Below are 26,859 nucleotides of genomic sequence, written 5' to 3'. Positions count from 1 at the left end.
CGACAGTGGGGTCATGCCTTTCGAACCACTGACCCACGAGCCCGCCGTCGACCCCGGGCAAGCCCGTGAGATCGCCCGCGACCTCGTGGTGATCCCGAATCTCGGCGTCGACCTCGTCCCCAACATCGGGATCATCGGCGGCGAACACTCGGTGCTCGTCGTCGACACCGGGCTGGGTCCTCGCAACGCCGAGAAGGTGCTCGCCTTCGCGGCCGAATACGCCCGCGGCCGCAAGCTGTACCTGACCACGACGCATTTCCACCCCGAACACGCTTTCGGCGCGCAGGTCTTCGCGGACGAGGCGACCTATCTCGTCAATCGCGCGCAGGCGAGCGACCTCGTCCACAAAGGACCGAGCTATCTCGACATGTTCCGGGGTCTCGGGACACCGGTCGCACGGGCACTGGACGGCGTCACGCTGATCGCCCCGGACGAGATCTACGACGACGCGTACGACCTCGATCTCGGCGGGCGGGTCGTCCGGCTGGAGGCCACCGGGCGCGCCCACAGCAAAGGCGATCAGGTGGTGACGGTGCCCGACGCGGGCGTGCTGTTCACCGGGGACCTGGTCGAGGCGGGCCAGTTCTCGATCTTCCCGTGGTTCCCGCCGTACGACACCGATGTCTCCGGACGGCGCTGGATCCAGGTCCTGCGCCGGCTGGCCGCCACCGGCCCGGACATCGTCGTCCCCGGCCATGGCGACGTCTCCGGACGCCGGATCCTGACCGACGTCCGCGAGTACCTCGAACTGCTGCGCGACGAGACCTGGAAGCGACGAGACTCGGCTCTCCCCGAAGAGACGATCGCCGCGGAGGTCGAAGCGCTGATGATCGAACGCCATCCTGAATGGGAAGGCCGGGACTGGATCACGAAGGGCGTCGGCTGCTTCTGCGCGGACCACTCAGGCCATGAGGCAGCAGGCGCCGGTGAAGCAGCCGAAAGCGCCTCCGCTTGAGGCGTTCTTCCAGTTGTCGAAGTGATCGATGACGACGTCGACCTCGGTCTGTCCGGCCACGGTGACGTCGACACCGGAGTCGGCGAAGAAGCTGCGGATATCGTCGGAAACGACGTTCTTCATGCGAATCTCCCTGAGAACCTGCGGTGTTGGATACCGAAATCGTGCAGGTTCGTCCCCACCCGCCGACAGTGCGAAGCACCACGGACGACGTGTGGCTTTCGTCTGCTCCACTCGTGTCATTCGCATGGCGCGAGTGGAGCAGACTGCCGGGAAAAGTCACTTGAAGATGGCGATGGGATGAACCACGAGTTCACCGGTCTCGGGGTCCCAGTCCTCCACCTTGCCGAGGCACCTGGCCCGGAACGCCCCGGAGGGCACGGAATCCCGCAGATCGCTGGTCAGACAGGTGAACCGGATCCGCCTGCTTCGCTCAGGATCGTCCGGATTTCCGTACGGTGCGAAAAAAACCGTCTCTTCGTCGGTCTGCGACCTCTTGCGGAACAGGCCCTTCACGGAGACGAACGCCTCGACGCCGCGCAGCCGGGTCTTGAGCTGGCGGGTGCTCTCGTGACCGTCGGACCAGCCGAGTTCCTTGACCAGCGCCCGATTGTGGGCCAGCTCCTGCTTCGCGAGATCGACGTAGATGATGTCGTGGTGCTTCTCCAGCACCTTCATCACGATGCCGATCACGGTGATCGGTTCGGCCTTGCGGATGTACCGCCGGAACTCCTCGTCGGTGTCGGTGCGTTCCGATTCCCCTTTCAGCGGACCGAATCCACCCGATCCCCCGAACCGCCGACCCCGGCTCCGCCGCTTCTCCACCTCCTGTTCCAGCGCCTCGTTGTAGCGATGCAGCTGGTAGAGGCCCATCACGGATTTCGTGTGCAGGTAGAAGCCGATGCCCCGGATCATCCCCTGATCACCGTCGGATCGCGCGCGGCGCCAATGCCGGACGAAGACGACCACCGCGACGAGGAAGGCGACGACGGTCAGCACCCAGACCGCGAGCCACATTCCCCAGACTTCCCACCACAGATTATCGGCAGCCACGGATCTCCTTGAAGGCGTCGAGCAGGGACGTCGCGTTCGCGTCGACCATGCGGCCGCCGGTCGCCGCGGCCGCGCGGGCCAGCTCGGCGGGATCGGCCTCGCCGAACCGGATGGTGTACGTGTGCACGCCGGATTCCCTAGGCGCGCGGAGGAATTCGTCGATGCCGGGGCCGGTGTTGCTCTCCCCGTCGGTCATCAGCACGATCGAGACGGCACGATCCGGCTCGGCCCGGCGATCGGCACCGGCCCTCGCGTAGGCCTCGCCGAGCGCCGCCCAGACCGCCGTGCTGCCGTCGAAGTCTTCGGCCGCGACGAACGCCCGCAAGGCGTCGAGATCCTGGGGTCCGTTGACGGTGAACTCCTTGTCCCCCAGTATCTTCCCGCCGAAGCGGAGGACCGTGAGCCGCTCGCCGCGGTAGAACCGGTCGAACCCGCCGTCCGGACCGCCGCTCAACCCGGCGAATGTCGCCCGGAGCGCGGCGATCCTCGCGCCCTTCATGGAACCCGAGAAATCGAGCACGAAGATCACGTGGCCGGGTGCCTTGTCGGCGTAGTCCTCCAGCAGTTCGTCCACGACGGCCGGATCGTCGGGGAAGTACAGCGAGTTCCCGATCGACGCGGGCAGTCTCGGATCGAGCCCCACTTCGCCGGTGATCGGCCGCCGGAGGGTCCTGTCCATCAGTTTCTTCTGTGTCGCGGGACTTTTGACCCACGAGACGAGCTTGTCGTAGGCCTCCCGTTTGGCCGGGTCGAGCAGCAGGATCGGGTAGTCGGCCTGGACGATGCCGTCGCGCGGGTACACCAGTTCGAGCGGCGTCTTGAGCCTGCCGCTCGCGTTGAGGGTGAGCAAAGTGGACTCGTAGCCGATGATCGCGTCGGCGTCCTGGCGTTCGGCGAACCGGTCGACCAGCGCGGCCGAGGTGTCCGCCGTGAGCGTGTGCCCGGTGCGGAAGCCCCGCAGCTTGTCGCATTTCACGTCTTCGAGCCGCAGCGCCGCCCCGGTGCCGGCGGCGGCCGTCGCCACCCCGACGAGCGAGGTGAGCCCGCTGGTCGACTTGGCCGGATCCGCCATCGCGAACCGGAACCGACCGCCCGCCGCCGCGTCCGCCAGATCCGCCCACGACAGCTTCCCGTCCGGCTTGCCGCGGCGCAGTTCCGCCGCCTTGGCCGGGGTCAGCCCGACGACGACCGGGGAGATCATGGTCTTCGTGGCCAGTGGCCGCTCCCCCTTGTCCGCGGCCCGCCGGAAATCGAGCTGGAAGAACCGGTCGGTGGAAAGCCAAGCGAGATCGTGCGAAGCCCGGCCCGGGATCAGGGCCGTGCTTTCGTTGACTGTTCCCTGGAAATCCATCTCCAGTTCGATTCCCGTTTCCTCGCGGAGGTCGTCGAGGATCGTCCCCAGGTCCGCCAGTTCGGGACTGGCCAGCACGCGCAGCTTCACCTTCTCGCCGCCGCTCGTGCAGGCGGCGACCACCAGCAGCAGACAGCACAAGCCCGCGAGAAGCCGCTTCACGGGCAGTCCCCGACGGTCTTGATCATCTGTTCCAGCACCAGGTTGTCCGGCAACGGCGTGGTGCTGTCGTTGTCCGCGACCTCGGGAGCCGTCAACCCCTGTTCGCGGAGGAAGTCGTACAACCGCGCGCTTTTCGTACTGCCGGCGGGGGTCGCGACGCCGAATCCGAGCTCCATCGCGCGCCTCTGGAGATCGGGATCGAACGTGATCAGTTCGCCGAGCCGTTCCGCTTCCGGCTTCAGGGCCAGAAACTGGGGCTTCGTCAGGATGTTGTCCTCCGGGTACAGCAGGACCCGGTCGAGGTCCGGTTGCCCGCTCTGCGCCTTGGCCCGCAGTTGCATGGCGAGGTACTGATGCTCGTAGATGACGACGATCGGTTTGTCGCCCTCGGCGAGGTTCGCATAGGACTCGGACAGGTCGGCCGACGAGAAACCCTGCGCGGCGACGAGCGGTTTGATCCGGTTCGCCAGTGCCTGCGCGGCCGAGAGGTTCGGCGGGCCGGCGGGTGCACCGGCCGGGCGGGGATCGACCACCGGTACCTGGCGGCCGTTCTCCAGGAACGCCAGCAGGACCAGGTACGTCGCGCCCGAATTGGAATCGCAGACGTTCGAGGTCTGGGCCAGCACCCGGTTCCCGTTCGCCGCGCCGAAATCCCGGACGCCCAGTGAGTCCCAGGTCTGTCCCAGCCGCATGGTCTCGATGAATTTCCCGGTGTGCAGCGTGTAGTACAGCGAATCCGGCTGTCCCGCCGGTTTCGAGGCGATCTCCTTGCGTGCCAGCGTTTCCGCGTAACGACGATAGGTCGCGAGGACGATCGGGCTGGTGAACGGCTGCCGCGCACTGCCCGTCCACTGGTCGGCCCTGGCCCGCCGGACGAGACCCGCGGCGGGTTCGCCGGACAGGAACACGAAGTCGAACTGGCTGAGGTCGTGCGTGGCGACGTCCCGTGAGCCCGTCCTGGTCACATGGACCCGGATGTGATGGCGCATCAGGATTTCCTGGATCTTCGGATCCTCGAAGAGATCCGATTTGGAGCCCATCTTGCCGCGCAGGACCAGCGTCTGCTGGAAGGGCACCACGATCGTCCCCGTCAGGAGCAGGACGACCAGCCCGCTCACGGCGAGGGCGAGCGCGGGCCCGAAACCACGGAGAAATCGACGGCGGAGAAAGAACGCCGAAGGTTTTGGTCTGATGGTGAGCTGGGGTTCTTCACGAAGCGAGCTATCGGTGGTCACCGATTTCCTCCCCGAATATCCGGCAAGACCCATTTTACCGGGGACCACCGACGGAAAAGCACGTCTCGATTCGGCTTCGGACCCACCCTCACCAGGCCGGGAAGCCGGACCGGTTAGGCTCTTCGGTGGCGAAAACCGCCATGCACCACGACGCCGGGAGATCTGAACCGCCATGCTGGACCGAGCAGTCATCGACGCCCTCTTCCCCGCCGACCTGCCCGAGCCCGAGCACTGGGAACAGCGTTACCCCGCCCGCGAGCTCCCCGAGGGCGCCAAGGTCACCCGTTTCGGCCCCTCGCCGACCGGGTTCGTCCACATCGGCGGCGTCTACGTCGCCACCATCGACCAGGACGTCGCCCGCCGCAGCGGTGGCCGCTACCTCGTCCGCGTCGAGGACACCGACCGGTCCCGCGAGGTCGAAGGCGCCATCGACCAGTTCGAGCGCGGCTTCGCCTACTTCGGCCTCGCCGCCGACGAGGACATCCACCGCGGCGGCGACTACGGCCCGTACCAGCAGTCCGAGCGCGAGCAGATCTACCTGACCTACGTCCGTCACCTGCTCCGCCTCGGCCGCGCGTACCTCGACTTCGCCACCAAGGACGAGCTGGCGGCGATCACCGCCCGCCAGCAGGCCACGAAGCTGCCGACCGGTTACTACGGCTCGTGGGCCATCTGGCGCGACGCCGACCCGGCGGACGTCCAGGCCAAGCTCGACGCCGGCGACCCGTACGTCGTGCGGTTCCGCGCCCCGGACGACACCGGCGCCCGCGCCCGGTTCACCGACGCCATCCGCGGCCCGCTGGAGGCCGAGGCCAACCGCAACGACGTCGTCATCCTCAAGAGCTCCGACCAGAGCCCGCGGCTGCCGACCTACCACTTCGCGCACGCCGTCGACGATCACCTCATGCGCGTCAACCTGGTGATCCGCGGCGACGAGTGGATCTCGTCCGTGCCGGTGCACCAGCAGCTGTTCGAGGCGCTCGCCTTCGAGCCGATCACCTACGCGCACATCGCGCCGCTGATGAAGCAGGAGGGCGGCAGCAAGCGCAAGCTGTCGAAGCGCAAGGACCCGGAAGCGAGCGTCGACTTCTACATCGAGTCCGGCTACCCGACCAAGGCCGTCCTCTACTACCTGCGCGGCCTCGCCAACGGACGGCTCGCGGAGCTGCCGCTCGACCAGGCCCTCGCCGAGCCGATCAACCTGGACGAATGCGGTGTCGCGGGCCCGCTGGTCGACCTCGTCAAACTCGACGACATCTCGGCCGACCACATCGCCACGCTGTCCGGCGCCGAGATCCTCGCCGAGGTCCGCACCTGGGCGGAGCGTTTCGACCCCGCGCTGCTCGCCGTCCTCGACGCCGAGCCGGACCTGGCGCTCCGGGCACTCGCCGTCGAACGCGACGGTGCCGAGAACCCGCGCAAGGACCTGAAGAAGTGGAGCGAGTTCCGCGCCGTCTACGGCTTCTTCTTCCCGCAGCTGCACGCCGCCGTCGCCGGGCCCGACGACGAACGGATCGCCGCCCTCGGTGTCGACCGCGAGGTCGTCCAGGCCGTCGTGCGGGACTTCGTCGGGAACTACCAGCAGCTCGACGACGGCCAGGAGTGGTTCCAGCAGATCCGCGATGTGGCCGCGAAGCACGGTTTCGCGAAGAACGCCAAGGAACTCAAGAAGAACCCCGAGGGCTTCCCCGGCTCGATCCGCGAGGCTTCGCAGATCATCCGGATCGCGATCACGGGCTCGACCCGGAGCCCGGACCTGCACTCGATCACCCAGGCGCTGGGGCGCGAGGAGACGCTGGGCCGGTTCTCCGGTCTTGTGGGCGAGTGAGTCGTTTCGCCACCTTCGCCGGAGGCCCCGGCGGTGGTGTTGCGAAAGCCACTTTCGCAACGTTGAAGGTTGCGAAAGTGGCTTTCGCAACACCCCGAAACCGGCAGCCTGCTGAAATCCGTGAAGGCCTCCTTTCCTACCCTCAAGGTAGGCAAGGAGGCCTTCACGGACAGCCGTCCTCAGATCACGACGCCCTAGAACTGGTCGTAGAACGCCGTCTTGATCGCCACCACGGCCTTCTCCGTCTCACGGAACCGTTCCCGCGCCTCCTCCGAGTCGAGCAGCTGCACGAGACGCAGCCCGAGCTGATCGGAATGCGTGAGCGAGAGCGGGGACGCGGCGGCCAGCGGGCGGGATTTCGCGTCGTGCACGTGGTGCGGGTAGTAGAAGACGGACTTGTCGCCGAGGACCGGGCCGATCCGGCGCCACAGCTCGCCGTACTCCACGGAGACGAGGACCTCGCCCCAGAAGCGCAGGATCGTCAGCAGTTCGACATCGGCGTGCTTCGAATCGCCCGCCGACGAGATCAGCTCCATGGTGGTGTCGAGGCAGGCCGTCGTGGCCAGTGACCGCCGGGACCGCACCAGCGTTTCGCGCGGGACGCCGAGGGCGAGGATGTCCGTCATCAGGTCCTCGCGGTGCGAAGGCGTGCTGCCGGGCGAAGAGTTGTCCGGGTACTCCTCCCGGACGATGACGCGGGCGATCCGGACGGACTGTTCGTCGGTGAGCAGGTCGATCGCCAGGTCGTACGCCATCGTGAAGGCCAGCGACAGGAAGCGTCGCTGCAGCAGGACGGCCTGCAGGTCCTCCTGCGAGAGTTCGGTGACGCCGCGCAGCGTCGGGTGATTCCGGAACCCGTCGATCAAGCCGTCTTCGAACTCGTCAAGGTCTCGCATCACTACACCTTTTGCTCAGAAACGGATCATGTCGATGCTTCGGTTCCAGTCGCCGAGGTCGACGTCGCGGCCGATGTCCCACAACGTGTCGAGCTCGTGCTGGATCTGCTCGCCGAGCACGGTGTCGTGCGTGCCCTCGATCTCGAACTGCGGCGAATGGATCGCCAGCTGGCCGTGCAGGAACATGCTGACCAGGTAGCGCCCGTCGGCCCGGTACACCGCGACCGAGGCCTGCGAGTTGAACACCCGTACCTTCAGGTTGCCCTGTCGTTTCCCCAGCCGCCCGTGCAGCCGCGAGAGTGTCTCCAGGCAGTTCGTGATCCCCGTGCTCACGAAGGCGTTGCCCGCGCCGTCGGACCGGCCCAGCGCCGCCTCCCGCAACCCCACCAGCATCGAGTTCGGGTGCAGCAACATGATCCGCACTTCGGCCCGGTGTCCGGCGATGGCGGTTTCCAGTTCGTGTTCCAGCAGACCGAGGTTCGGGATCCAGGTGTTCAGGATCGTCACCTGTTTGGCCTTCGCGACGCGGGCGGCGAACGCGTCGTCCGGGAAGCGTTTGTGCACTTCGACCACCCCGCCGTAATGCGTACGGCGGAGGCTCGAGGCGATGGTGTCGATGTCGAGACCGGCGAGGCGATCGCGGATGTCTTCCAAGGCGCGCAACGGGGTCAGCTCGATGAGCAGCACGACGACGACCCCGCTGACCATGATCAGGGTCAGGGTGGTGACGCCTTTCGGCGCTACTTTGTCCAGCCAGCCGAGCTGTTCCGCGATTCCGACCGCGAAGCCGACCACCGCCAACCCGCCGAGACTGAGCAATTCGAGCCAGCGACGCATTCTGCGGAGCATTCACCCTCCGGGATCCGGCAGCCTGTGCCTCATGTTCTCACGATCCGAGAGGTCACTGTGATCGGGGTCACCGCCTTGGCGCAGCAGCGTTTTTCCCGTGAAATCCGCGAAAAGAGCCGAATCCCGCGCAGGAATCCGCAGTCTGACGGCTAACCCCGGCTCACTCGTCGCCCGATTTGTACCTGCGCTGAAGTTCCTCGTCCTGCTCACGCGGCGACTTCTCCACCCAGCGCCCGTGCACGAGATCGTTCTCCGTGTAACCGGCACGCCGCGAGGTCCAGCCCGGCAGCATGACCTTGCGGGTCCCGCCCCTGCCCCGATCGCGCAGATCGGTGAGCACGGCGACACCGATCACCACCAGCAGGACCCCGAGCGCTATCCAGATTCCGACCATGTCCGCTCCCCCGCAGATGAAGTCGTTTCCGCCAGGCTAGCGTGCCGAGGGATGCCGGGACACGGGATTTCCGACGCCGCACCTTCGCCTCCCTTACTCCGTTCGGGCTAGCCCGACGGGCGTAGCCGGTTTCAGCCCCCATGGCGAGGTGACGGCGGCGCCCGCGGTCATAGGGTGACGACGTGCTCGGTGAACGACTCGATTCCTGGCTGCGTGGACACGAGTCGCTGGTCGACGTCCTGATCGCGCTGACGCTCGCGGCCTGCTGCGTCCTTTTAGGACTATTCCTCCGGGCGGAAGCGGCCTATTTCCTGTTTTCCCTGCTCCTTTCGCTTCCGCTCGCCTTGCGGCGGCGCGACGCCGCGGTGTGCGCGGCGCTGGTGCTGGGAGCCGCGGGCGTCCAGTGGCTCGTGATCCGGGACGACGTCGGCGCGCTGCCCGCGGACCTCGCCGTACCGCTGGCGGTGCACGCCGCGGCGGCCTACGGACCACGACGGGCGGGCGGCTGCGCTCTCGCGATCGGCCTCGCCGGTTCCGTGCTGGGCGGGCTGAGCTGGCCGATGCTGCCGTCGTCCGCGACCGCGCACCTGCTCGTCGGCGCCTTCCTGGCCAGCACGGTGGTGGCCGCGTGGGCGACCGGGACCTTGCGCCGGGTGCGGCTTTCCCACCGCGAACAGCAGGCGAGGCTCGCCGTCCTCGCGGAGCGGACCCGCATCGCCCGCGAGATGCACGACATCGTCGCCCATTCGCTCGCGGTCGTGATCGCGCAGGCCGACGGTGGCCGGTACGCGGCGTCGCCCGAGGCCGGGAAGTCGGCGCTGGTCACCATCGGCGAATGCGCCCGGCAGGCGCTGGGCGATCTGCGGCGGGTGCTCGGCGTCCTGCGGGACGGCCGGCCATGACCACGCCGGTCCGTGTCCTGCTGGCCGACGACCAGGCGCTGGTCCGGGCGGGCTTCCGGATGGTCATCGAGTCGCAGGAGGATCTGACCGTGGTCGGCGAGGCGGGTGACGGTCTCGCCGCGTTCGAGCACACCCGGCGCCTGCACCCCGACCTGGTGCTGATGGACGTCCGGATGCCGGTGCTCGACGGCATCGAGGCCACGCGGCGGGTGCTCGCCCTGCCTGACGCGCCGAAGGTCCTCATGCTCACGACGTACGACCTCGACGAGCACGCGCTGGCCGCGATCCGCGCCGGGGCGAGCGGTTTCCTGCTCAAGGACGCCACCCCGGAGGAGCTGCTGGCCGCGATCCGGACGGTGCACGCCGGGGACGCGGTGATCGCCCCCACCACCACCCGCCGGTTGCTGGACCGGCTGGCGCCCCCGCTCGACCCCGACGCGGCCCGGTCGGCGGCGACGCTGACCGGGCGCGAACGGGAGGTGCTGGCCGGGATGGCCCGCGGCTGGTCCAACGCCGAGATCGCGGAGCGGCTGGTGGTCGCGCCGGGAACGGTGAAGACCCACGTGGGCAACATCCTGGCCAAGCTGCGGGTGCGGGACCGGGTGCAGGCGGTGGTGCTCGCCTACGAAGCGGGAGTGGTCCGTCCCGGCGAGCGGTGACGCGCGCAGGTGACGTCGGTCCGGGGCAGGGCTCCCCCGAGAAGGTACGACTCGACGGCTTCGGTGACGCAAGGCGCCGGGTCGAAAAGGTAGACCCCGTGCCGGAAGGCGCCGTCCAGCGTGACCAGGCGCGATCCCGTCAGGGCGCGGCGCAGGGCCAACTGCCCGGCATACGGCGTGACCGGGTCCCCCAAGGCGCCCACGAGCAGCGCGGGACGGTCGTCGCCGATCGGTACGGGTCCTTCCGAGGGCGGGACGGGCCAGAACGCGCAAGGCGTGATGTGCCGCGCCAGCGGGCCGAAGAGGGGCTCACTGGCCCGGTGCGCCTGGATGTCCCGGTAGTAGCTTTCGGGATCGCGGGACGCGGCGCGGTCCGCGCACTGGTTCGCGACCGTGGCGCTGAACCCGAACGACGGCTCGACGTCCGGGTCGGTGTACAGGGACAGCTTCCACTCCTGCGTGGGTGTCGGCGTGACGGCGAGACCGCGGGCGGCGTCACGCAGCACGACGACCTGGGAGCTGAACTCCGCGTAGAACGCGTCGCTGTCGTCGACGGTGAGCAGCAGCCCGGGGATCATCGCCGCGTCGATCCGGTGACGGCCGACGCGGAACGGTTCGCGTGCGGCGGCGCGGGCGATCCGGTCGACCGTGGCCAGGACGTCGTCGGCGGTGGCGCCGAGGTGATAGCGCCCGTCACCGCGGGCGGCCCACTTCGCCCAGTCCCGCAACGCCGCGGCGTCCGCCGGCGCGGTTTCCCGGGTGAGCGCGGGACCCGCGGCTCCGGGAGCGGCGGCGCTGTCGAGCACCATCCGCTCGACGCGCTGCGGGAAGAGCCCGCGGTAGACGGCGCCGAGATGGCTGCCGAAAGACCAGCCAAGGTAAGAGATCTTCGTTTCGCCGAGGGCGGCCCGCACGACGTCCAGGTCACGCGCGATGTCGCGGGTGGACGCGTGTGCGAGGAGGTCACGACGGTCCGCGCATTCGGCCGCGAGTTCCCGCGCGACCGCCACACCGCGTTCGAAGGAGGCCCGGTCCGGACTCGCCAGCTGGGCGCTGTGCAGGTATCGCCCGGTGGGCCAGCCGCATTCCAGCGGTGAGCTGAGCCCGAAGAACCGCGGGTCGATCCCGACCAGGTCGTATCGCGCGGCGAGCGACGGCGCCCCGGACGGGACTTCCGGTGGCAGGCCTTGTGCCAGCAAGGCCACGCCGTCACGGGACGGGCCGGGACCGCCGGTGTTGACCATCAGCGTGCCCAGCCGGCGCGCGGGGCCGGTCGCGGCACGGCGCGCCACGGCCACCGAGAGGGTCCGGCCGCCCGGATCGGCGTGGTCCAGCGGAACGGTGACCTCACCGCAGGTCGCCCCGGCCGCCGCGAGCCGTTGCCCCGTCTCGTCGTCCGGCCCGGTGCGGCAGTCGTGCCAGGCGATCCGCTGTGCCGGGGAAGCCGCGACCGGTTGTCCGGCGCCCGCCAGGAACACGATCACGAGGCCCGCGGCGAGTACTTTCCTTCGCTTGCTCATACCTCGACGCTATGCGCGGCAACTCGCGGAAACCTCTGCTCTCAGGCCGAAATCCGCTCCTCGCGGCTACTCCCGGAGGCATAGACGTCGCTGCCAGGGCTTTTGCGCGTGGCCGCAAAAGTGTCGTCCCGCTCGTCCGCACCGGGCAGGCTTTCCCCGGTACGCGAGGGGGAGAACATGAAGATTCAGCCGAGGAGCGCGGCGCCCAACGGTGTCAAGCCGTGCAGCACCATCGCGCCGTCACGCGAACTGGTGATCAGGCCGGCCTCACGCAGGACGGTGGTGTGGCGCGAAACCGCGGTGGCGGAGATGCCCAGTCTGTCGGCCAGTTCGCCGCCGTGGCAGGAGCCCGCGACGGCGTGCAGCACCGCCGCCCGCGTCCGCCCGAGCAGGACCGCCAGTTCGCGGGAGACCGGCGTGCCTTCACTGTCGTGCGACACCGGGAAGACGACGACCGGATCCAGGTCGTCGTCCACGAGCGCGACCGGGGTGTCCCAGCAGAAGTAGGACGGGACGAGCCGGAGCCCGCGTCCGCGCAGGTACAGATCGCGGTCGATGGGGTACCGGGCGGTCAGCACCGGCGCCTCCCACCGGAAGACCGGGCGGAGCGAGTCGAGGAGACCGAGCGCGCCACCCTCGCCTGCCCGGCGGGAACGCAGCGCCCGGTCGGTGTCGACCCGGGTCCGCACCGCCGACCACTGGGGTACGACCAGTGTGTCGTGCGCGAGACGGAGGGCGTCCGAGACCTGGCGGAGCGCGGCGGGATCGCCCGCGACGACTCCGCTCGTCCACCGCGGAAGCCGTCGATCTCTTTCCAGCAGCGCGATTTCGTGACCGAGGCGCCGCACCGGCGTGCCCAGCAGGGCGTCCAGTCCGGCGGCGAGTCCACCCGCCGATTCGGGCGGGGTAAGGAAATCCGGGAAATACCTGGCGGGCGGGGCGAGCGCCAGGAGGAACCGAAGCGCCCCGCGCGAGCCCTGTTCGTGCACCTCGCGCCGTACGCGGCGCCGCCAGTGCGCGAACACCGGGATTCCGTCCAGGACGAGTTTCTGCAAGGCCAGCACCGTTTCCCACAGCGGATCCGGTGCCGCGGCGACGCGGACGCGTGCGAGGTCCTGGTCGGTGAAGTGAATACGAAGCAAGACGCCTCCCCCACGGAGTCGTCTTTGTCTACCACGAGGAGGGGACCATGAGGAGTTTCGCCGTCAGGAATCTGCGACGGGCAGGGGTCGTGACAGCCGCCGCTTCGATGGCGCTGATGGGACTCACGGGAGTCGCTTCGGCGGCTTCCGGCGAGGCCTACGCGTCCGGGACCGGGGTTTTCGGCTCCGCCAACTGGGTGTGGACCAAGAGCGGGTTCACCACCGCCAACGTCGCGGTGCGGGACACCAAATGCGACGCGCACAAGGTCTTCATCTTCTTCGAGGTGAAGCGGACGACCGGGCAGGTCTACCAGACCAAGCACCGCGAGAACGGCGGCGGTTGCGGAAGCACGGCTTCGTGGAGCGACCTCAGCTACGACGCCGGGTACCACGTCGGCGCCGTCCGCGTGGTGACCTGCGTCGACGGGGGAAACTGTTACCGGAGCGCCTATCAGGACAATCCGCTCACCTGATGAAGGCATGACGGAATCCCCCGGTATCCGCGGATACCGGGGGATTCCGGGGGCGGTCAGCCCCGGGCGTTCGGGTCGATCACGCCGCCGGCCAGCCCGGTCGCGGCGTCGCCGAAGGCACCGGCCGAGTCGACGGCGCCCTGACCGGCCGCGGTGGCCGAGTCGACGGCACCCTGGCCCGCGGCGGTGGCGTTCTCGGCGAGGCCCTGTCCGGTCTCGGCCAGGTCGCCTGCCGACTGGGTGACCTGGTCGGCGGCGCCGGAAAGGTCGACACCGGTCAGTTCGCCGACCTTGTCGCCCGCACCACCCAGCAGCTCGGCGGCCTTTTCCTTCAGCGAGTCGAACAGGCTCATCAGGGGTACTCCTCGGATCGGTCGTGCGGAGGCGGCTGAAAGTTCACCGTACAGGACAAATCGGGCACGGTGCGCGACAGCGGTCACTCCGGACAGGTGAAAACCGAGAAGCGGTCAGAGGCAGGGCGGCTGGTAGCGATCGATCGCGAGGCCACGGAAGTCGATCTTGTTGGGGGTCTTGCCGACGAAGACCAGACCCCGGGCCTCGGTGAGCGCCGAGGCGAAGGAGTAGTTCGGCTTACCCAGCTCGGGCAGCGTCGTCCACGCGTCGGGGGCGAAGCTGAAGAACTTCTTGACCATTTTGCCGCCTGTCGACGGCACCTTGGTCAGCCACTTGTCGCCGCCGCTCCAGTGCGAGGCCGGGCGAAGCTGCACGTAGAGGTCGTCGGTCGCGCTGTAAGTCATCCAGAAACCGGCGGATTTCGTGAGATCGGCCTGCGCCTCGAACTTGTTCCCCAGCCAGACGACGACCACGTGCCATTCGGCGTTGAGGAAGGTCACCTTGGCCGCGTAGCCGCCGCGTTCGCGGACGAGCAGGCTGCCGGTCGCCGGGACCGTGGTGCCCTCACCGGAGGCGAGCCACTGCTGCAACCGGTCTATCGACGGGGTGGCGCATTCGCAGACATGTCTCGACGGGGCCGCGTTCGCGACGGCGCCGGGGCCGATCAGCGAAGCCAGGAGCACCGACGCGATCACCGCGAGCGTACGACTGAAGGGGACTCTGGATCCTCCGCGCATTCCCGGAAGCTAGCACGGCGATCACCGGAAACCCGCTCCACAGCAGGAAAGTACCACACTATGCCCCACTCAGCGGGAACCGTCCTTTGTGGAGCAATACCAGTGGCGCGGGTGGTCCAGGTGGTCGCGAGTGGCGATTCGGGTTCCCTTGAGGGGTAAGGCAAACGTGCCGGGTGGGCGAGTGCGTCCCGAGCGCCACGCTTGGGACGTTCATCGTCTCGAACGTGGCGCTCGAGTCGTACCGCCCTGACGCTCGGTACAGCGCACACGAGCCGGCCGGGCCCGACAGACGCGATCCGCCGCCCTCGCCTCCGAAGTCCGTGAAGGCCTCCTTGAGGGACCCTGGGTCCCTCAAGGAGGCCTTCACGGACTTGCGACAGACGGGCGACGCGCGCCGGCCGGCAGGGCGTCCAGTTCGGCGTCGAACAGCACGGCGGGATCGAACCCCATACCGGCGAAGTGCCCGGCCAGCTCGAGAGACAGCACGCCGTGCAACCGGGTCCAGAACGTGACGGCCCGGCACAGGACGGCGGACGACACCGGCAGCTCGCCCGCCCACGCGCGATGGTCGTCGAGATGCGTCTCGAACGGCGTGACGGACCCGCCTTCCGGAAGAGCGGCGTGGACCTCCACGAGCACGGTCATGATCTCGTTCGAGATCCGGGTGGTGTCGCCCGGCGCGCGGTAGCCGGGGATGGGTGTGCCGTAGAGGAACAGGTAGCGCTGCGGATCCGCCAGCGCCCAGTCCCTGATCGCGTGGGCGACCGCGGACACGCCACCCGGCCCGGCGGCGCACACGACGTCCGCGAGGCTCCGGTACGCGTCGCGGATGAGGTCCGTGATCAGGTCGTCCCGGCTGGGGAAGTACCGGTACAGCGCGGGGCCGCTCATGCCCACGTGTTTGGCGATCGCGTTGAGGGACAACGCGGACACGCCCGTCGTGGCCAGCTGCTCCCACGCGTACCGCTTGATCTCTTCGCACACCTGAGCCCGGTACCGCTCACGCGAGGTCTGCCTGCCCGTGTCCATCGACCACTCCTTCCGGACTCGATGGTTAGAGGTTATCACTTTCCCTATTGACACTCACTCGGTTGTAGTTATAGCTTCTAACTATCGCAAGCAGCACTAACCGAGGAGCAGAACGATGACGGACGACCAGCCCCGCCGCCGCACCGCCGCCCGAGCCGCCGCGCTCGCCCTCCCGCTGGCCCTCGGCCTGCTGGGCGGCGCGGTGACACCCGCCCAGGCCGCCACCGCCCCCGCTCCGCTGTCCTGCCAGGGCAGGACCATCGACACGAAGGCCCCGATCCACTACCGGACCGAGACCCTGATCAACGCTCCCCTGAGCAAGATCTGGCGCTTGCAGACCGACGTCGAGCGCTGGCCGTCCTGGCAGAAGCCGGTGCTGACCAACGAACGCCTGGACCGGGGCCCGCTCCGGAAGGACTCGCGGTTCCGCTGGACCACCCCGGTGCCCGCCACGGCCACGACCCCCGCCACCACGCTGTCGATCACCTCGACCGTCCACCAGATCCAGCGTGGCAAGTGCGTCCGCTGGAGCGGGCCCGCGATCGGTGAGGGCCTCCGCATCGACAACGGGATCCACGTCTGGAACTTCACCGAGGTCAAGGGCGGCGTGCTCGTCCGCACCGAGGAGAACTGGTCCGGCGCCCAGGTCGAGGCGGACGTGCCCACCTCGACGCAGTTCCTCGGCATGGGCCTCGAAGCCTGGCTGAAGGACCTCAAGGCCACCGCCGAATCCCACTGCTGACCGAAACCGAAACCTCAGGAGGAAACTCGATGTCCGCTCAGCCGCTCGCCCGCGAAACCCCCGTCCGCCGCGCCCCGCGGTCCGTCATCATCTCGGCCTGGGCCGTCCCGATCATGGTCCTCGGCCAGTTCGCGATGCTCGCCATCGTCCCGGTCGCCCTCGTGCTGATCGGCACACTGCGCGACGCGCGGCTGAAGGCACTCCGCTGGGGCGCGATCGCGCTCACCGCGGCCTACGCCACGCCCTTGGCGCTCTGGGCGATCGGGCCCGAACGCGCGCAGAGCCTCTCCAAGGACATGCATCCCGTGTTAGCCGCGATCATCGTGGCCGTGGGCGTGACGTTCGCCGTCGCCTACCACGTCCTTCGCCGCAAGAGCCGCTGAACGCCGAGGGCACGCCCGCATCCAGAGGACTAAACGCGGGGCGTGCCGTCGGTGAACGAGGGGATCACGCCGTAGGAGGCCTTCCGCGAGGCGCGGCGCAACGTCGCGAGCACGGCGGGCCCCAGTACCAGGATCGCCACGGCGTTGGTGATCGCGCGGCCGGTGTCCCAGCCCGCCGTCGACGTGAGCAGAGTGAAGACGGCGAACCGGTGCAGGTTCTCCAGCAGCGGCGCGCCGGGAACGTAGGAGATGTGCCCGTCGTGGTACGGCACTTCGGCGTCGGTGATGAACGGCCAGAACCACAGGTTCATCAGGAACCCGAACACGTATGCGACGAAGACGCCGTACACCACCAGCATCGCGATCTCGGCCTTGCCGGTGACGCGGCGCGGAAGCAGTCCCGCGCCCATCCCGATCCACGCCGAGCACATCATCTGGAACGGCAGCCACGGTCCCACCCCGGCGGTCAGCAGCGCCGAAGCGAACAGCGACGTACAGCCCAGCACGAAACCGAATCCGGGCCCGAGCACCCGGCCCGCCAGCACCAGCAGGAAGAACACGGTCTCGATCCCCGCGGTCCCCGCACCGAGCGGGCGCATCGCGGCGTTGACCGCCGAGAGCACGCCGAGCATCGCGAGGGCCTTGGAATCCATGCCCCCTTCGGACATCTCGGCCAGCACGATGACGATCAGGATCGGCAGGATCCCGATGAACACGAACGGCGCGTCCGGGCCGTGCTGCATCGACTGCGGTTCGACCCGGACCAGGAGCGGCCAGATGAACATCATCAGTCCCGCCAGGGACGCGAGGCCGAGCACCGTCGCCGAGCGCGGGCCCAGCCGGACGGCGGGGGCCGTGCTCACGGGACCTCCTGCGGCAGCGCCGAGCGAACCTCGTCGACGGTGAGCCACGGTTCCCCGAGGATCTTCGCGACCTGGGTGGCGAACGCCGGTGAGCCGCCGAGCACCTCGCCGGTCGGGCCGTCCGAAACGACCTCCCCCTCCGCCATCACGAGGACGCGGTGCGCGATCGTCGCGACGAACTCGACGTCGTGGGTGGCCACGACGACCGCCCTGCCCTCGGCGGTCAGCGACGCGATCATCTGCGCCAGCGCGGCCTTCGCGGTGTAGTCGAGACCGCGGGTCGGCTCGTCCAGCAGCATGATCCGCGGGGCGGCCGACAACTGCACGGCGAGCACGAGCGCGAGCCGCTGCCCCTCCGAAAGGTCACGCGGATGCGACGCGGGATCGATGCCAGGCGCGAGCCTGTCGAGCAGGCCGCGGCTGTGCCCCGGCTCCGCTCCCGATTCCGCGTCGGCGGCCTCGCATTCGGCGGCGACGGTCTGGAGATACAGCAGATCGCTCGCGGTCTGCGGCACCATGCCGACGAGTTTCCGCGCCGCGGCGCTGCTCAGCGTCTTCGGATCCTTGCCGCCGACGGTGACCTTGCCGCCCTGCCGGGGGCCGGAACCCTGCACCGCCCACAGCAGCGACGACTTCCCGGAACCGTTGCGTCCCATCATCGCCAGCACCTCGCCGGCGCGCAGGGTCAGGTCGACCTCCCGCACCGCGACCTTCGGCCCGTATCGCACGACGACGCCGGACGCGGTCAGCAGCTCGTCGCCCGTGGTCGTGTCCCGCGCGGGCGGGGTCTCCAGAGTCAACGAAGAGGCGCGACGCCGGGCATCACGGACCGTCATCGGCAGCGGGTCCCAGCCCGCCAGCCGTCCCAAGTGGACGATCGGGGGCGCGATGGGCATGTCCTTCAACACTTCCGGCGGGGTTCCGTCGACCACTCCCCCGGTGCCCGGGACGTGGATCATGCGGTCCGCGAACGGGATCACGCGTTCCATCCGGTGCTCGGCCATCAGGACCGTCGTGCCGAGGTCCTCCACCAGCCGGGCCAGCGTCGCCAGCACTTCCTCGGCGGCGGTCGGGTCCAGCGCCGACGTCGGTTCGTCCAGTACGAGCACCTTGGGATGGGTGGTCAGCACCGAGCCGATCGCCACCCGCTGCTGCTGCCCGCCGGACAGTGTCCGCAACGCGCGCCTGCGCAGTTCCGCGATGCCCAGGAGGTCGAGCGTCTCCTCGACCCGGCGGCGCATCACCTGTGGGTTCAGGCCGAGCTGTTCCATGCCGTACGCGAGTTCGTCCTCGACGGTGTCGGTGACGAAGCCCGCGAGCGGGTCCTGGCCGACGACGCCGACCAGGTGCGCGAACTCGCGCGGCGGCCGGGAGCGCGTCGTGACGCCGTCGACGGAGACCGTCCCTTCGAGGTGGCCGCCGGTGAAATGCGGGACGAGACCGTTGATCGTGCCGAGCAACGTCGACTTGCCCGCGCCGGTCTGGCCCGCGAACAGCACGAGTTCGCCCTCACCGATGGACAGCGTCACATCGGACAGCACGGGCTCGGAGCGGCCGTGGTAGGTGAAGGAAACGTGGTCGAGTTCGATCATGCGGTGGCTTCTTTTCCGGGCGCTGCTTCTTCGAGTGCGGCGTAAGGGGGCTCGGGGACCGGGGTCAGGAAAGCGGGCAGGACGCCGATGAGCACCGCGAACAGCGGTCCCCACGAAAGCGGTGGCCAGGACAGGTTGATCAGCGACGGGTTCATGTTCATCGGATTCACCTCCGACGTCGTGAACAGCAGCGCCGCGACGGCGATCCCGCTCACGGCGACGACGATCTCCGGCAGATGCCAGCGGTCGGGCCGGTACCGGGTGCGCTGGACCCGCTTGCCCGCCGACCAGAAGCCGACCAGCCCTACAACGAGCCCCGCGGAAAGCACCGGTGCGGCGAGATAGCGCGGCGTCGAACCGTCCAAAGTGGCGTAAACACCGACGCAGACGCCGATCAGGCCGACGATCATCAGCGTTCCCGTGATCAGCCTGGCCCGCGCTTCGACCAGTCCCGCGCGGCCGTAGCCCCGCGAGTCCATCGACGCGGCGAGCTGCAGCGAACGGGAAAGCGCGTCCTCCAGTACCGGGATGAGCACGGTGTGGAGGGCTTTCACCTTCTTCTTGCCCGATCCGCCGCGCAGTTTGCGGGCGCGCCGGACCCGCAGCACGCTTTCGGCCAGCTGCGGGAACACGGACAGCGCGACGATCACCGCGGTGCCCACTTCGTACAACGCCGGCGGCATCGCCTTGAGCAGCCGTTTCGGGTTCGCGAGCGCGTTGGCCGCGCCGAGGCAGATCACCATCGTCGCCAGCCGCATCCCGTCGTAAAGCCCGCCCAGCAACGATTCCGCGGACACGTCGCCGAAGAGGCGGATACCCGCCGCCCATTCCGGCAGCGGGATTTCGGGCAGCCGCAGGATGATCGTGGACCCCTCGGCGCCGCCGAACACGACACGGAAGAACACGCGGATCAAGACGATGAACGCGCCGAGGTACAGGTAGAGCCGGAAAGCCAGCGCCCATGGCGCCTCGCTGCGCCGGGCCACGACGACGTAACCCGCGACCGCCACGATGGTCAGCAGCAGCCACGGGTTCGTCGTGCGGGTCGCCGCGACGGCGAGCCCCAGCGCCCACACCCACCAGGCGGCCGGATGCAGGTCGCGCGGCAGGAAGTAGGACGTCATCAAGCTCCTTGTGCGCGTTTGCGTCTGCGTGCCACCAGGAATCCTGCCACGCACAACGCCAGCACCGCGGCACCGGCCGCCCAGGGCGCCCAGTCGCTGGCGCCGGACTCGCGCTCGATCGCCGCGTTGACGTCCTCGGCGTTCTCACCGCCGGTGAACGCGACGTTCAGCGACGGGTCCTGTGCCTTCGGCCTCGCCGACGCGCTCGGACGCGGCTTGGGCGGCGGCAGGGCTCCGGAACTCGGGCCCGCGACCGGCGCCTCCCCGGGCTGGACTTCTTCCGTCGCTTGAGGACCGTCGCCGTCCTGCTGTCCGTTCCCCGTCTGCGGTCGCTGCTGCTGCCGCTCGTTGGGATCGTCGGTGACGGGCTTGGCCTCCTCGCGCGGCACGCACGGCCGGCCCTCGGTGCCCGGCCGTACGGCGGAGATCCGCGGCACCGGGTTGGACTGGGCGGTGGCGTTCAGGGAGAACGACCAGCCCTCGAAGCCGCCCGGGATGAAGTCGCGGTTCTTGATGCCCCACTGGCTGTAGTCCCACGCGCAGTTGTTCGAGGCGTGCCAATAGGACCAGTAGGCCTGCGCCGGGGGCGTGTCGACACACAGCTCGCGGTACTTCTCGCGGCCGGAGATCGGGATGTTCTCGGTCGCCGACGGGCGGTTCTCGACCCGGCAGATGAACGACTCGCCCCAGCGCTGCACCCCGGCGATCTGGAAACCGGCGCCCTTCAGCGCGTCCAGTCCGGTGCCGCGGGTGGTCTGGGGATTGCAGCGCACGATGGTCGTGCCGCCGAGTTTCTGGAAGTCGACGACGACGGTGACCCCGGTGGCGTCCTTGCAGAACCCGGGATACCCCTTGCTCTGATCGACCGCGTGCGCGGACGGCGCCGTGGCGGCGATCAGGAAGATCGCCGCCACCACTCCGAAGAGCCTTTTCACGGGATGGCCGGGTTCCTCGGCGTGACACCGGGAACCGGGTTGGTCGTCGCGGACTTGTTCAGTGAGAACGACCAGCCCTCGAAGCCGCCGGGAACGACGTTGCGGTTCAGCGCGCCGTAGCTGCTGTAGGTCCAGGTGGTGCCGGAACCGTCGGCGTGCCAGTAACCCCAGTACGCGCCGGCGGGCGGGGTGTTGACGCACGGCTCCTTGTAGTTCGGGTTGCTCGACAGCGGGATGGTCTCCGTCGCGGCCGGGCGGCCTTCCAGGCGGCAGACGAAACCGAGGCCCCAGCGGGCGGTCCCGGCGACCGCGATCCCCGCGTCCTGCAACGCCTTGATGCCGGTGCGGGCGGTGCCCGGGCTCGCGTTGGGCGAGCAACGGGTGATCGTCGGCGCGGCGGTGCCGCCGTTGCCGTCCAGCTCCTGGAAGTCGACGACGACGGTCGTGCCGGTGAGCGCGTCGCTCCCGGTGCAGATCCCGTCGTAGCCCTTGGTGGTGTCGACCGCGTTCGCGGGTGCGGCGGAAAGCCCGATCAGTCCGATGAGGACGGTCGCGACGGTGAGCAGTTTTCTCATGGTGTAGCCCCCTTTGTCTTGATGAACCGGCGAAGCAGGAAGAGGAGCGCGATCGCGGCGGCCAGCAGGATCCCGGCCAGTCCGACGAGTCCCCAGATCAGCCAAGTGGGCTGAGCGGGCTGGGCGGCGGCCGCTTGCAGCTGTGTTCCGGCGACGGCGTCGGCGACGGTCGTCTCCGAGAGCGGCAGCCGGATCGCGGGCGACAGCGGCGAATCCGCGGCGGTGAGCCAAGACCGGCCGGCGACCCCTTGCGCGGCGGCGAGGCTCGTCGGGAAGTCGGTCTTCCCGTCGCTCGCCGCGACGCTCCCCTTGACGAAACCGCCGTCGGCCTGGACCAGTTTGCCCAGCGACCGCGCGGTTCCGCTCGCGTCGAGGCCGGCGATCTGCCGCGCGGCGGCGACGGCGGCGCTGAGCGCGACGTCCGGTTCACCCGCCTCACCGGTCACCATGCCCTCGCCGGTCGGCCGGACGCCGAGCGCGCCCACCGCCGAGACGAACGCCGACACGCGCCGCTCGGTCCAGCCGTCGGGCCGTTTGGTCGACGGCGCGGCGTCGGTGTGCGGGCGGGCGGCCAGCGCGGTGACCGCGGCGGCCGTCGCACCGAGGTCGCCGGAGCCGCACTGCGCGGTGTCGAGGTGTTTCGGGAAGGTCCCGTCGGAGCACTGGCGCGAAAGGAGCAGTTCGACCGCGGGGCCGGGATCGGCGGCGGTGGCGAGAACCGCCCACGCGTGCCGTTCGACGGTCTCGTCGGCATCGGCGAAGGACCCGACGTCGGTGAACTTGCCGTCCGCGTCACGCAGCTTCACCAGGTCGGCGCGCAACTGACCGGCGACGTCCGCCTTCGCGAACTCGGCGACGAGCACGAGCTTCGCGAGAGGTTCAGCGTAGGAGGCTCCAGCCTGCTCGTACGGCGCGCCATGGGCGTAGGCCTGCACGGCTTCCGGCGTCAGCAGGAACTTCGACGCGCGAGCGACCGTGTCCGGCTGTTCGTCCAGTGCCCGCAGGGCCAGCACCAGGTCGGCGGTGGCGTCGTAGTCGACGTAGGTCTTGCCGTCCTCGGTGACCTCGACGTGGTCGCCGCCGACGAGCCGGTTCGTCAGGTACGCGCCGAGCCGGGAAGCGGCGGGGGCCGTGCCCGGGAGCGCGACCGGCGTCGAGATCGCGGTCGGCGGCGGGACCCGGGCGCCGGTCGACGCCCTCGGGGTGACGGTCTTCTTGGGCTTCGTGGTCTTCGGTGCGGGGGTCTTCGGAGCGGGCTGATCCGGCTTGGCCGCGGGCGGGGTGCTCGTCACGGTGACCGTGCTCGGCGTGGGCGGGCCGGCCGACGGCGACGAAGACGTGCCCGGCGTCGGCGTCACCGACGTCGTCGTCGTGGTCGTCGTGGTCGTCGTGGTCGTCGTCGTGGTGCTGGTCGCCGGTTCGCTCGTGGTCGAGGTGGGGGTGCTCGTGGGCGAACCCGTTTCGGACGACGACGTGGTCGTGGTGGTGGTCGGTGTTTCCGAGACGCTGCTGGTCGGCGGCTGTCCGCCGCCCTTGGCGAGCGAGTAGAAACCGACCTGCGACAACCCGAGCGACGCCTGGGCGCTCGCGCGGATCCAGGTGTCGAGCCCGCTGATGCCCGAAGTGCGCGCGGCCTCGTAGGAAGCGGGGTTGTAGGCGATCGCGCCGAGGTCGCCCGCGAGCCTGTTGCCGGAGTCGGCCGCGGCGTTCGCCTGCGCGGACTTGAGGTACCGCACGCCCTTGTCCACCGCCGCGTCCGCGCCGCCCGCGTCGGCGAGCCCTTGCAGGATCATGCCGGTGCTGTTGGTGTTCGGCGCTTCGGTGCCGACACCGCCACCCCAGCCGCCGCCCGGGGTCTGGTTCGCTTTGATCCACGAGACGGCCTTGGCGATCGGGGTGTCGAGCCCGGCCGCTCCCGCCTTCTTCGCGGCCAGCATCGCCGAGAGCGCGATGCCGGTGGCGTCGCCGTCGGTCGGTGAGAGGTCGAACGGTTTGCCCTCGTCGCAGGTCGAGATCTTGTGCCCGTCCGGCGTGACGTGGTCGCCGGTCTCCGTCGTCGGGATGTAGGCGAACATGACCCGGAAGTAGCCCTCGGAGCACTGCTGGCTCACCAGTTTGTCGATGGCGAGCTGGTCGTTCTCGCCCACCGCGGCGAGCCCGATCACGCCGAGCGACTGGCCGAACATGTTGGCGTTGTTGATCACGTCGCCGGTGATGTCGGGTTTCTTCGTGTAGTCGCTGATCCGGCCCTTGTCGGGGCCGTTGCGCATGATCGCGTTCTTGGTCTCGGCGACCAGGTCGTACCCGTCGAAGTTCCGCGGGTTCCGGCCGGAGACCTCGGCGGCGACGAGGGTCTTGGCCGTGGCGCCGCCGACGATGACGTTGTCGAATCCGGCGCCGGGGATGAACCCGTCCCAGGTGAAGTAGTCGGTGGCGTGGCCCTGGTCGTCGAGGAACTTGATGATCGGCTCGGCCTTCGCGCCGTCACCGGACGCGTACATCGCGAAGACCGCGTCGATCATCAGGCCGTGGTCCGGCAGTGTGCCGCCGTTGGGGTTCTCGAGCGTGCCGTCCGGCCTCAGCTTCGTCGCGAGCCAGCGGGAGTTCGATTTCGCCGCGTCAGGGTCGTTCGCGGCCGTCGCCGTCCCGGTGAGCAGCGCGGCGACGACGCCGACACTGACGGCGAAGGCCAGGGCGGCCAGAGACCCGCGGCGCATGACTCCTCCTTGCGGCATGACGGAGGACAGGCGCGGGACGCCGCAGTCACCCCTGTTTATCGCGACAGTGGTTCGGACTTCTGGTTGGTTCATCCGCCCGTGCGGTACCCCGGCTCGCCCCGCTGGAGGGCCCACGGTTGCGCGACAGCGCCGGATTTCGACCGGCTTCCCCGTCACGGGCGGCGGTATTCGGTTGTCGAGCCCGCCGAGGTTAACACCCGATTACCTCCGGCAGGCACCGCTGACCAGGTCGGTTGCCAGGATCACATCGCCACTCGCGCCCGGCGGTACCCCGGCGCCCGTCCGGGATGAGAGTCTTCGGGTCGTCCGATTCAGCGCGGTCGTGGGGGAAGTCCGGTGAGAGTCCGGCGCTGTCCCGCAACGGTATGCCCTCCAGGCGAGCCCGGTCACCCACGTCGCGCGGTGTCACCGACTCCTGTCGAGGAAATGCGGGAAAGGGTTCTCATGAGACGTTTGGTCCTCGCTGTCGCCGTGCTGTGCGGCATCGGTCTGGTCGCCGCCCCGGTGGCGAACGCGGCCACCCCGAACAAGGCGGACGCCGCCGCGGGCTGGCTCGCCAGGCAGCTGACCGACGGGGAAAGGTTCGAGGCCGACTTCGGCGGCCAGAAGTTCCCCGACCAGGGCTTGACGATCGACGCGATCTTCGCGTTCGCCGCCGCCGGCGTGTCCGACACCAACGCGGGCAAGGCGATCACCTGGCTGGCGAAGCCGGAGATCACCACCGGCTACGTCGGCAGCGGCGCCGAGGCTTACGCGGGCGCGCACGCCAAACTGCTGCTCGCCGCGCAGATCCGGGGCAAGAACCCGGCGTCGTTCGGCGGCGTCGACCTGAAGGCGGGCCTGCTCTCGCTGCTCACGCCGTCCGGCCGGTTCTCCGACCGCTCCGAATACGGCGACTACTCCAACGCCTTCTCGCAGTCGCTCGCGCTGCTGGCGCTGGACCGCACTCCGGCGGGCGCGCCCGCGTCGGCCGTGACGTTCCTGGCGGGCACCCAGTGCGCGGACGGCGGTTTCCCGCTGAACTTCGGCGAAGCGACGTGCGCGAGCGACGTCGACTCGACCGCGATGGTCGTGCAGGCCCTGCGCGCCACCGGTGACGCGGTGAACGCCAAGGAAGGCACGTCCTGGCTGGTCACCAAGCAGCACGCGAACGGCGGCTTCGGGGTCGGCACGAACGCGCCGAACTCCAACAGCACCGGTCTCGCCGCCGAAGCGCTGGCCGGTCACCGTCCCGCCGCCGCGGTCAAGGCGCGGGAATTCCTGCGGTCGCTGCAAACCGGCTGCACCGGCGCCGAGGCGGACCGCGGCGCGATCGCCTACGACGCCACCGGCCTCAACCCGGCGACCGCCCCGCGCGCGACCGCGCAGGCGATCCTCGGCCTGGCCAGGGTTCCGCTGAGCGACCTGCACGGCGGCGGCCGTCCGCAGGCCCCGGTGCTCGCCTGCCCGTGACGTGACCAAGTCCGTGAAGGCCTCCTTGAGGGACTCTGGGTCCCTCAAGGAGGCCTTCACGGACAGGACCCTGCGGATACCTCAGGCGCGGAGCGGCTCGATGGTCTTCGCCAGTTTGTCGAGACTCTCCAAGGTCTCCGCTTCGGGCAGCGTCGGCAGGATGAGGGAGACTTCGTCGACCCCGGCCTCGACGAGACCTCGCAGCAGATCGGGATCGGCGGGCGCGCCGAACACGCTGATCCGGACGTCTTCACGGCCCTGGCCGGCGAGCCACGACCGGACGCGGCGCAATTCCTCCGGCGGCGTCGCGGCATGCGGCAGCCAGCCGTCGGCGTGCTCGGCGAGCCGTTTGAGCCCGGCCGGGCCCTGGCCCGCGACGTAGATCGGCGGATGCGGTTTCCGCACCGGCTTCGGCCAGGAGTAGACCGGGTCGAAGTCGACGTGCTTTCCGTGGAACTCCGCCTCGTCCTGGGTCCAGATCGCCTTGAGCGCCTGGAGTTGCTCGGTCAGCAGCGCGCCCCGCGTCCGCGGGTCGACACCGTGGTTGCGCATCTCCTCGATGTTCCAGCCCGCCCCGACGCCGAAGACCACCCGCCCGTCGGAGAGCAGGTCGAGGCTGGCGATCTCCTTGGCCGTGTAGAACAGATCGCGCTGGATCATCAGGGCGACCGCGGTGCCGAGCCGGAGTTTCGAGGTGACCGTCGCGGCCGCGGCGAGCGCCACGAACGGATCGAGGTTGCGGAGGGCGCCCCGCGGCAGCTCACCGCCGGGGTACGGGCTCTCCCTGCTGACCGGGATGTGGGAGTGTTCGGGGAGGTAGAGGGAGTCGAAGCCCTTCTCCTCCAAGGCGGCGGCCAGCACGTGCGGCCGGATTCCTTCGTCTGTCACTGCGGTCGCGATACCGAAGTCCATGTTC

27 protein-coding genes and 2 riboswitches are annotated in these 26,859 nt (G+C 69.4%); of the genes, 8 read left to right on the top strand and 19 right to left on the bottom strand.

Annotation, left to right across the window (positions count from 1 at the left end; translation table 11 throughout):
• Positions 1 to 13: 13 nt before the first annotated feature.
• Positions 14 to 955: an MBL fold metallo-hydrolase gene (locus B0293_RS15995; protein ID WP_005159469.1), complete on the top strand. Its 942-nt coding sequence runs from the start codon at positions 14 to 16 to the stop codon at positions 953 to 955.
• On the opposite strand, the gene B0293_RS43710 is transcribed toward B0293_RS15995, so the two are convergent.
• From B0293_RS43710 to B0293_RS15980, 4 genes are all read right to left on the bottom strand, one after another.
• Positions 902 to 1,078, bottom strand: a complete 177-nt coding sequence (locus B0293_RS43710; RefSeq protein WP_167334554.1) for a hypothetical protein — start codon at positions 1,076 to 1,078, stop codon at positions 902 to 904. The genes B0293_RS15995 and B0293_RS43710 overlap by 54 nt on opposite strands.
• Positions 1,079 to 1,234: 156 nt before the next feature.
• A complete protein-coding gene (locus tag B0293_RS15990; protein WP_005159470.1) occupies positions 1,235 to 2,008 on the bottom strand; it encodes a hypothetical protein in 774 nt (257 codons plus the stop codon).
• The gene (locus B0293_RS15985) at positions 1,995 to 3,521 is read right to left on the bottom strand and encodes a vWA domain-containing protein (protein ID WP_005159471.1); all 1,527 of its coding nucleotides are present in this window, start codon (positions 3,519 to 3,521) and stop codon (positions 1,995 to 1,997) included. Before B0293_RS15985 ends, B0293_RS15990 begins: the two co-directional genes overlap by 14 nt.
• Positions 3,518 to 4,756 (bottom strand): substrate-binding domain-containing protein, encoded by a 1,239-nt coding sequence (locus tag B0293_RS15980; protein WP_005159473.1) that lies wholly within the window; start codon positions 4,754 to 4,756, stop codon positions 3,518 to 3,520. The genes B0293_RS15985 and B0293_RS15980 overlap by 4 nt, the downstream gene beginning before the upstream one ends.
• Positions 4,757 to 4,928: 172 nt before the next feature.
• Here B0293_RS15980 and B0293_RS15975 point away from each other — a divergent pair, with 172 nt between their 5' ends.
• A complete protein-coding gene (locus B0293_RS15975) occupies positions 4,929 to 6,584 on the top strand; it encodes a glutamate--tRNA ligase (protein WP_005159475.1) in 1,656 nt (551 codons plus the stop codon).
• A gap of 194 nt (positions 6,585 to 6,778) precedes the next feature.
• On the opposite strand, the gene B0293_RS15970 is transcribed toward B0293_RS15975, so the two are convergent.
• The 3 genes from B0293_RS15970 to B0293_RS15960 all read right to left on the bottom strand — a co-directional run bounded on the left by B0293_RS15970 (position 6,779) and on the right by B0293_RS15960 (position 8,723).
• Positions 6,779 to 7,480: a hypothetical protein gene (locus B0293_RS15970; protein WP_005159476.1), complete on the bottom strand. Its 702-nt coding sequence runs from the start codon at positions 7,478 to 7,480 to the stop codon at positions 6,779 to 6,781.
• Positions 7,481 to 7,495: 15 nt separating this feature from the next.
• A complete protein-coding gene (locus tag B0293_RS15965) occupies positions 7,496 to 8,329 on the bottom strand; it encodes a hypothetical protein (RefSeq protein WP_245191980.1) in 834 nt (277 codons plus the stop codon).
• Between the two features lie 160 nt (positions 8,330 to 8,489).
• A complete protein-coding gene (locus B0293_RS15960) occupies positions 8,490 to 8,723 on the bottom strand; it encodes a hypothetical protein (protein WP_005159482.1) in 234 nt (77 codons plus the stop codon).
• Positions 8,724 to 8,905: 182 nt separating this feature from the next.
• On the opposite strand from B0293_RS15960, the gene B0293_RS15955 reads away from it, so the two are divergent.
• Together B0293_RS15955 and B0293_RS15950 are read left to right on the top strand one after the other, a co-directional pair.
• On the top strand, positions 8,906 to 9,625 hold the full coding sequence (locus tag B0293_RS15955; protein ID WP_005159488.1) for a DUF7134 domain-containing protein: 720 nt from the start codon (positions 8,906 to 8,908) through the stop codon (positions 9,623 to 9,625).
• A complete protein-coding gene (locus tag B0293_RS15950; protein ID WP_005159490.1) occupies positions 9,622 to 10,284 on the top strand; it encodes a response regulator in 663 nt (220 codons plus the stop codon). The genes B0293_RS15955 and B0293_RS15950 overlap by 4 nt, the downstream gene beginning before the upstream one ends.
• Here B0293_RS15950 and B0293_RS15945 read toward each other — a convergent pair.
• Together B0293_RS15945 and B0293_RS15940 are read right to left on the bottom strand one after the other, a co-directional pair.
• Positions 10,248 to 11,804, bottom strand: coding sequence for an alpha/beta hydrolase (locus B0293_RS15945; RefSeq protein WP_005159493.1), 1,557 nt, complete (start codon positions 11,802 to 11,804; stop codon positions 10,248 to 10,250). The genes B0293_RS15950 and B0293_RS15945 overlap by 37 nt on opposite strands.
• A 185-nt stretch (positions 11,805 to 11,989) precedes the next feature.
• Positions 11,990 to 12,946: an ArsR/SmtB family transcription factor gene (locus B0293_RS15940; RefSeq protein WP_005159497.1), complete on the bottom strand. Its 957-nt coding sequence runs from the start codon at positions 12,944 to 12,946 to the stop codon at positions 11,990 to 11,992.
• Positions 12,947 to 12,993: 47 nt separating this feature from the next.
• Here B0293_RS15940 and B0293_RS15935 point away from each other — a divergent pair, with 47 nt between their 5' ends.
• Positions 12,994 to 13,419, top strand: a complete 426-nt coding sequence (locus B0293_RS15935; RefSeq protein ID WP_005159501.1) for a hypothetical protein — start codon at positions 12,994 to 12,996, stop codon at positions 13,417 to 13,419.
• 56 nt (positions 13,420 to 13,475) lie between these two features.
• Here B0293_RS15935 and B0293_RS15930 read toward each other — a convergent pair whose 3' ends face one another.
• From B0293_RS15930 to B0293_RS15920, 3 genes are all read right to left on the bottom strand, one after another.
• A complete protein-coding gene (locus tag B0293_RS15930; RefSeq protein WP_005159517.1) occupies positions 13,476 to 13,772 on the bottom strand; it encodes a hypothetical protein in 297 nt (98 codons plus the stop codon).
• A gap of 114 nt (positions 13,773 to 13,886) precedes the next feature.
• On the bottom strand, positions 13,887 to 14,468 hold the full coding sequence (locus tag B0293_RS15925) for a hypothetical protein (RefSeq protein WP_005159519.1): 582 nt from the start codon (positions 14,466 to 14,468) through the stop codon (positions 13,887 to 13,889).
• A gap of 405 nt (positions 14,469 to 14,873) precedes the next feature.
• Positions 14,874 to 15,539 carry a TetR/AcrR family transcriptional regulator gene (locus B0293_RS15920; protein ID WP_005159527.1) on the bottom strand — a complete coding sequence of 222 codons (666 nt, stop codon included), beginning with the start codon at positions 15,537 to 15,539 and terminating at the stop codon, positions 14,874 to 14,876.
• A gap of 115 nt (positions 15,540 to 15,654) precedes the next feature.
• Here B0293_RS15920 and B0293_RS15915 point away from each other — a divergent pair, with 115 nt between their 5' ends.
• Both B0293_RS15915 and B0293_RS15910 read left to right on the top strand, forming a co-directional pair.
• Complete coding sequence (locus tag B0293_RS15915) at positions 15,655 to 16,281, top strand: SRPBCC family protein (protein ID WP_005159529.1); 627 nt, start codon at positions 15,655 to 15,657, stop codon at positions 16,279 to 16,281.
• A 29-nt stretch (positions 16,282 to 16,310) separates the two neighbouring features.
• Positions 16,311 to 16,664: a hypothetical protein gene (locus B0293_RS15910; RefSeq protein WP_005159533.1), complete on the top strand. Its 354-nt coding sequence runs from the start codon at positions 16,311 to 16,313 to the stop codon at positions 16,662 to 16,664.
• 29 nt (positions 16,665 to 16,693) lie between these two features.
• Here B0293_RS15910 and B0293_RS15905 read toward each other — a convergent pair whose 3' ends face one another.
• The 6 genes from B0293_RS15905 to B0293_RS15880 are packed head-to-tail and all read right to left on the bottom strand — an operon-like array spanning position 16,694 to position 24,470.
• Positions 16,694 to 17,527: an ECF transporter S component gene (locus tag B0293_RS15905; RefSeq protein ID WP_005159536.1), complete on the bottom strand. Its 834-nt coding sequence runs from the start codon at positions 17,525 to 17,527 to the stop codon at positions 16,694 to 16,696.
• Positions 17,524 to 19,119 (bottom strand): ABC transporter ATP-binding protein, encoded by a 1,596-nt coding sequence (locus tag B0293_RS15900; protein ID WP_005159543.1) that lies wholly within the window; start codon positions 19,117 to 19,119, stop codon positions 17,524 to 17,526. The genes B0293_RS15905 and B0293_RS15900 overlap by 4 nt, the downstream gene beginning before the upstream one ends.
• The gene (locus B0293_RS15895) at positions 19,116 to 20,243 is read right to left on the bottom strand and encodes an energy-coupling factor transporter transmembrane component T (RefSeq protein WP_039918621.1); all 1,128 of its coding nucleotides are present in this window, start codon (positions 20,241 to 20,243) and stop codon (positions 19,116 to 19,118) included. Before B0293_RS15895 ends, B0293_RS15900 begins: the two co-directional genes overlap by 4 nt.
• Entirely contained in the window at positions 20,243 to 21,178 is a 936-nt protein-coding gene (locus B0293_RS15890) for a hypothetical protein (protein ID WP_005159545.1), read from the bottom strand. The genes B0293_RS15895 and B0293_RS15890 overlap by 1 nt, the downstream gene beginning before the upstream one ends.
• Positions 21,175 to 21,753, bottom strand: coding sequence for a hypothetical protein (locus B0293_RS15885; RefSeq protein WP_005159548.1), 579 nt, complete (start codon positions 21,751 to 21,753; stop codon positions 21,175 to 21,177). Before B0293_RS15885 ends, B0293_RS15890 begins: the two co-directional genes overlap by 4 nt.
• Entirely contained in the window at positions 21,750 to 24,470 is a 2,721-nt protein-coding gene (locus B0293_RS15880; protein WP_005159551.1) for a hypothetical protein, read from the bottom strand. Before B0293_RS15880 ends, B0293_RS15885 begins: the two co-directional genes overlap by 4 nt.
• An 81-nt stretch (positions 24,471 to 24,551) precedes the next feature.
• A riboswitch (cobalamin riboswitch) is annotated at positions 24,552 to 24,666 on the bottom strand.
• Positions 24,667 to 24,776: 110 nt separating this feature from the next.
• Positions 24,777 to 24,903, top strand: a riboswitch (cobalamin riboswitch).
• A 32-nt stretch (positions 24,904 to 24,935) separates the two neighbouring features.
• On the opposite strand from B0293_RS15880, the gene B0293_RS15875 reads away from it, so the two are divergent.
• Positions 24,936 to 25,943 (top strand): prenyltransferase/squalene oxidase repeat-containing protein, encoded by a 1,008-nt coding sequence (locus tag B0293_RS15875; RefSeq protein WP_039918624.1) that lies wholly within the window; start codon positions 24,936 to 24,938, stop codon positions 25,941 to 25,943.
• 81 nt (positions 25,944 to 26,024) lie between these two features.
• Here the strand turns inward: B0293_RS15875 and B0293_RS15870 are convergent, their stop codons facing one another.
• Complete coding sequence (locus tag B0293_RS15870) at positions 26,025 to 26,855, bottom strand: LLM class F420-dependent oxidoreductase (protein WP_039918674.1); 831 nt, start codon at positions 26,853 to 26,855, stop codon at positions 26,025 to 26,027.
• Between the last annotated feature and the right edge of the window lie 4 nt (positions 26,856 to 26,859).

Source organism: Amycolatopsis azurea DSM 43854 (assembly GCF_001995215.1).
Taxonomy (GTDB): Bacteria; Actinomycetota; Actinomycetes; order Mycobacteriales; family Pseudonocardiaceae; genus Amycolatopsis; species Amycolatopsis azurea.
The sequence above is the reverse complement of the archived record's forward strand: the minus strand, read 5'-3'. Positions and strand labels throughout refer to the sequence as shown.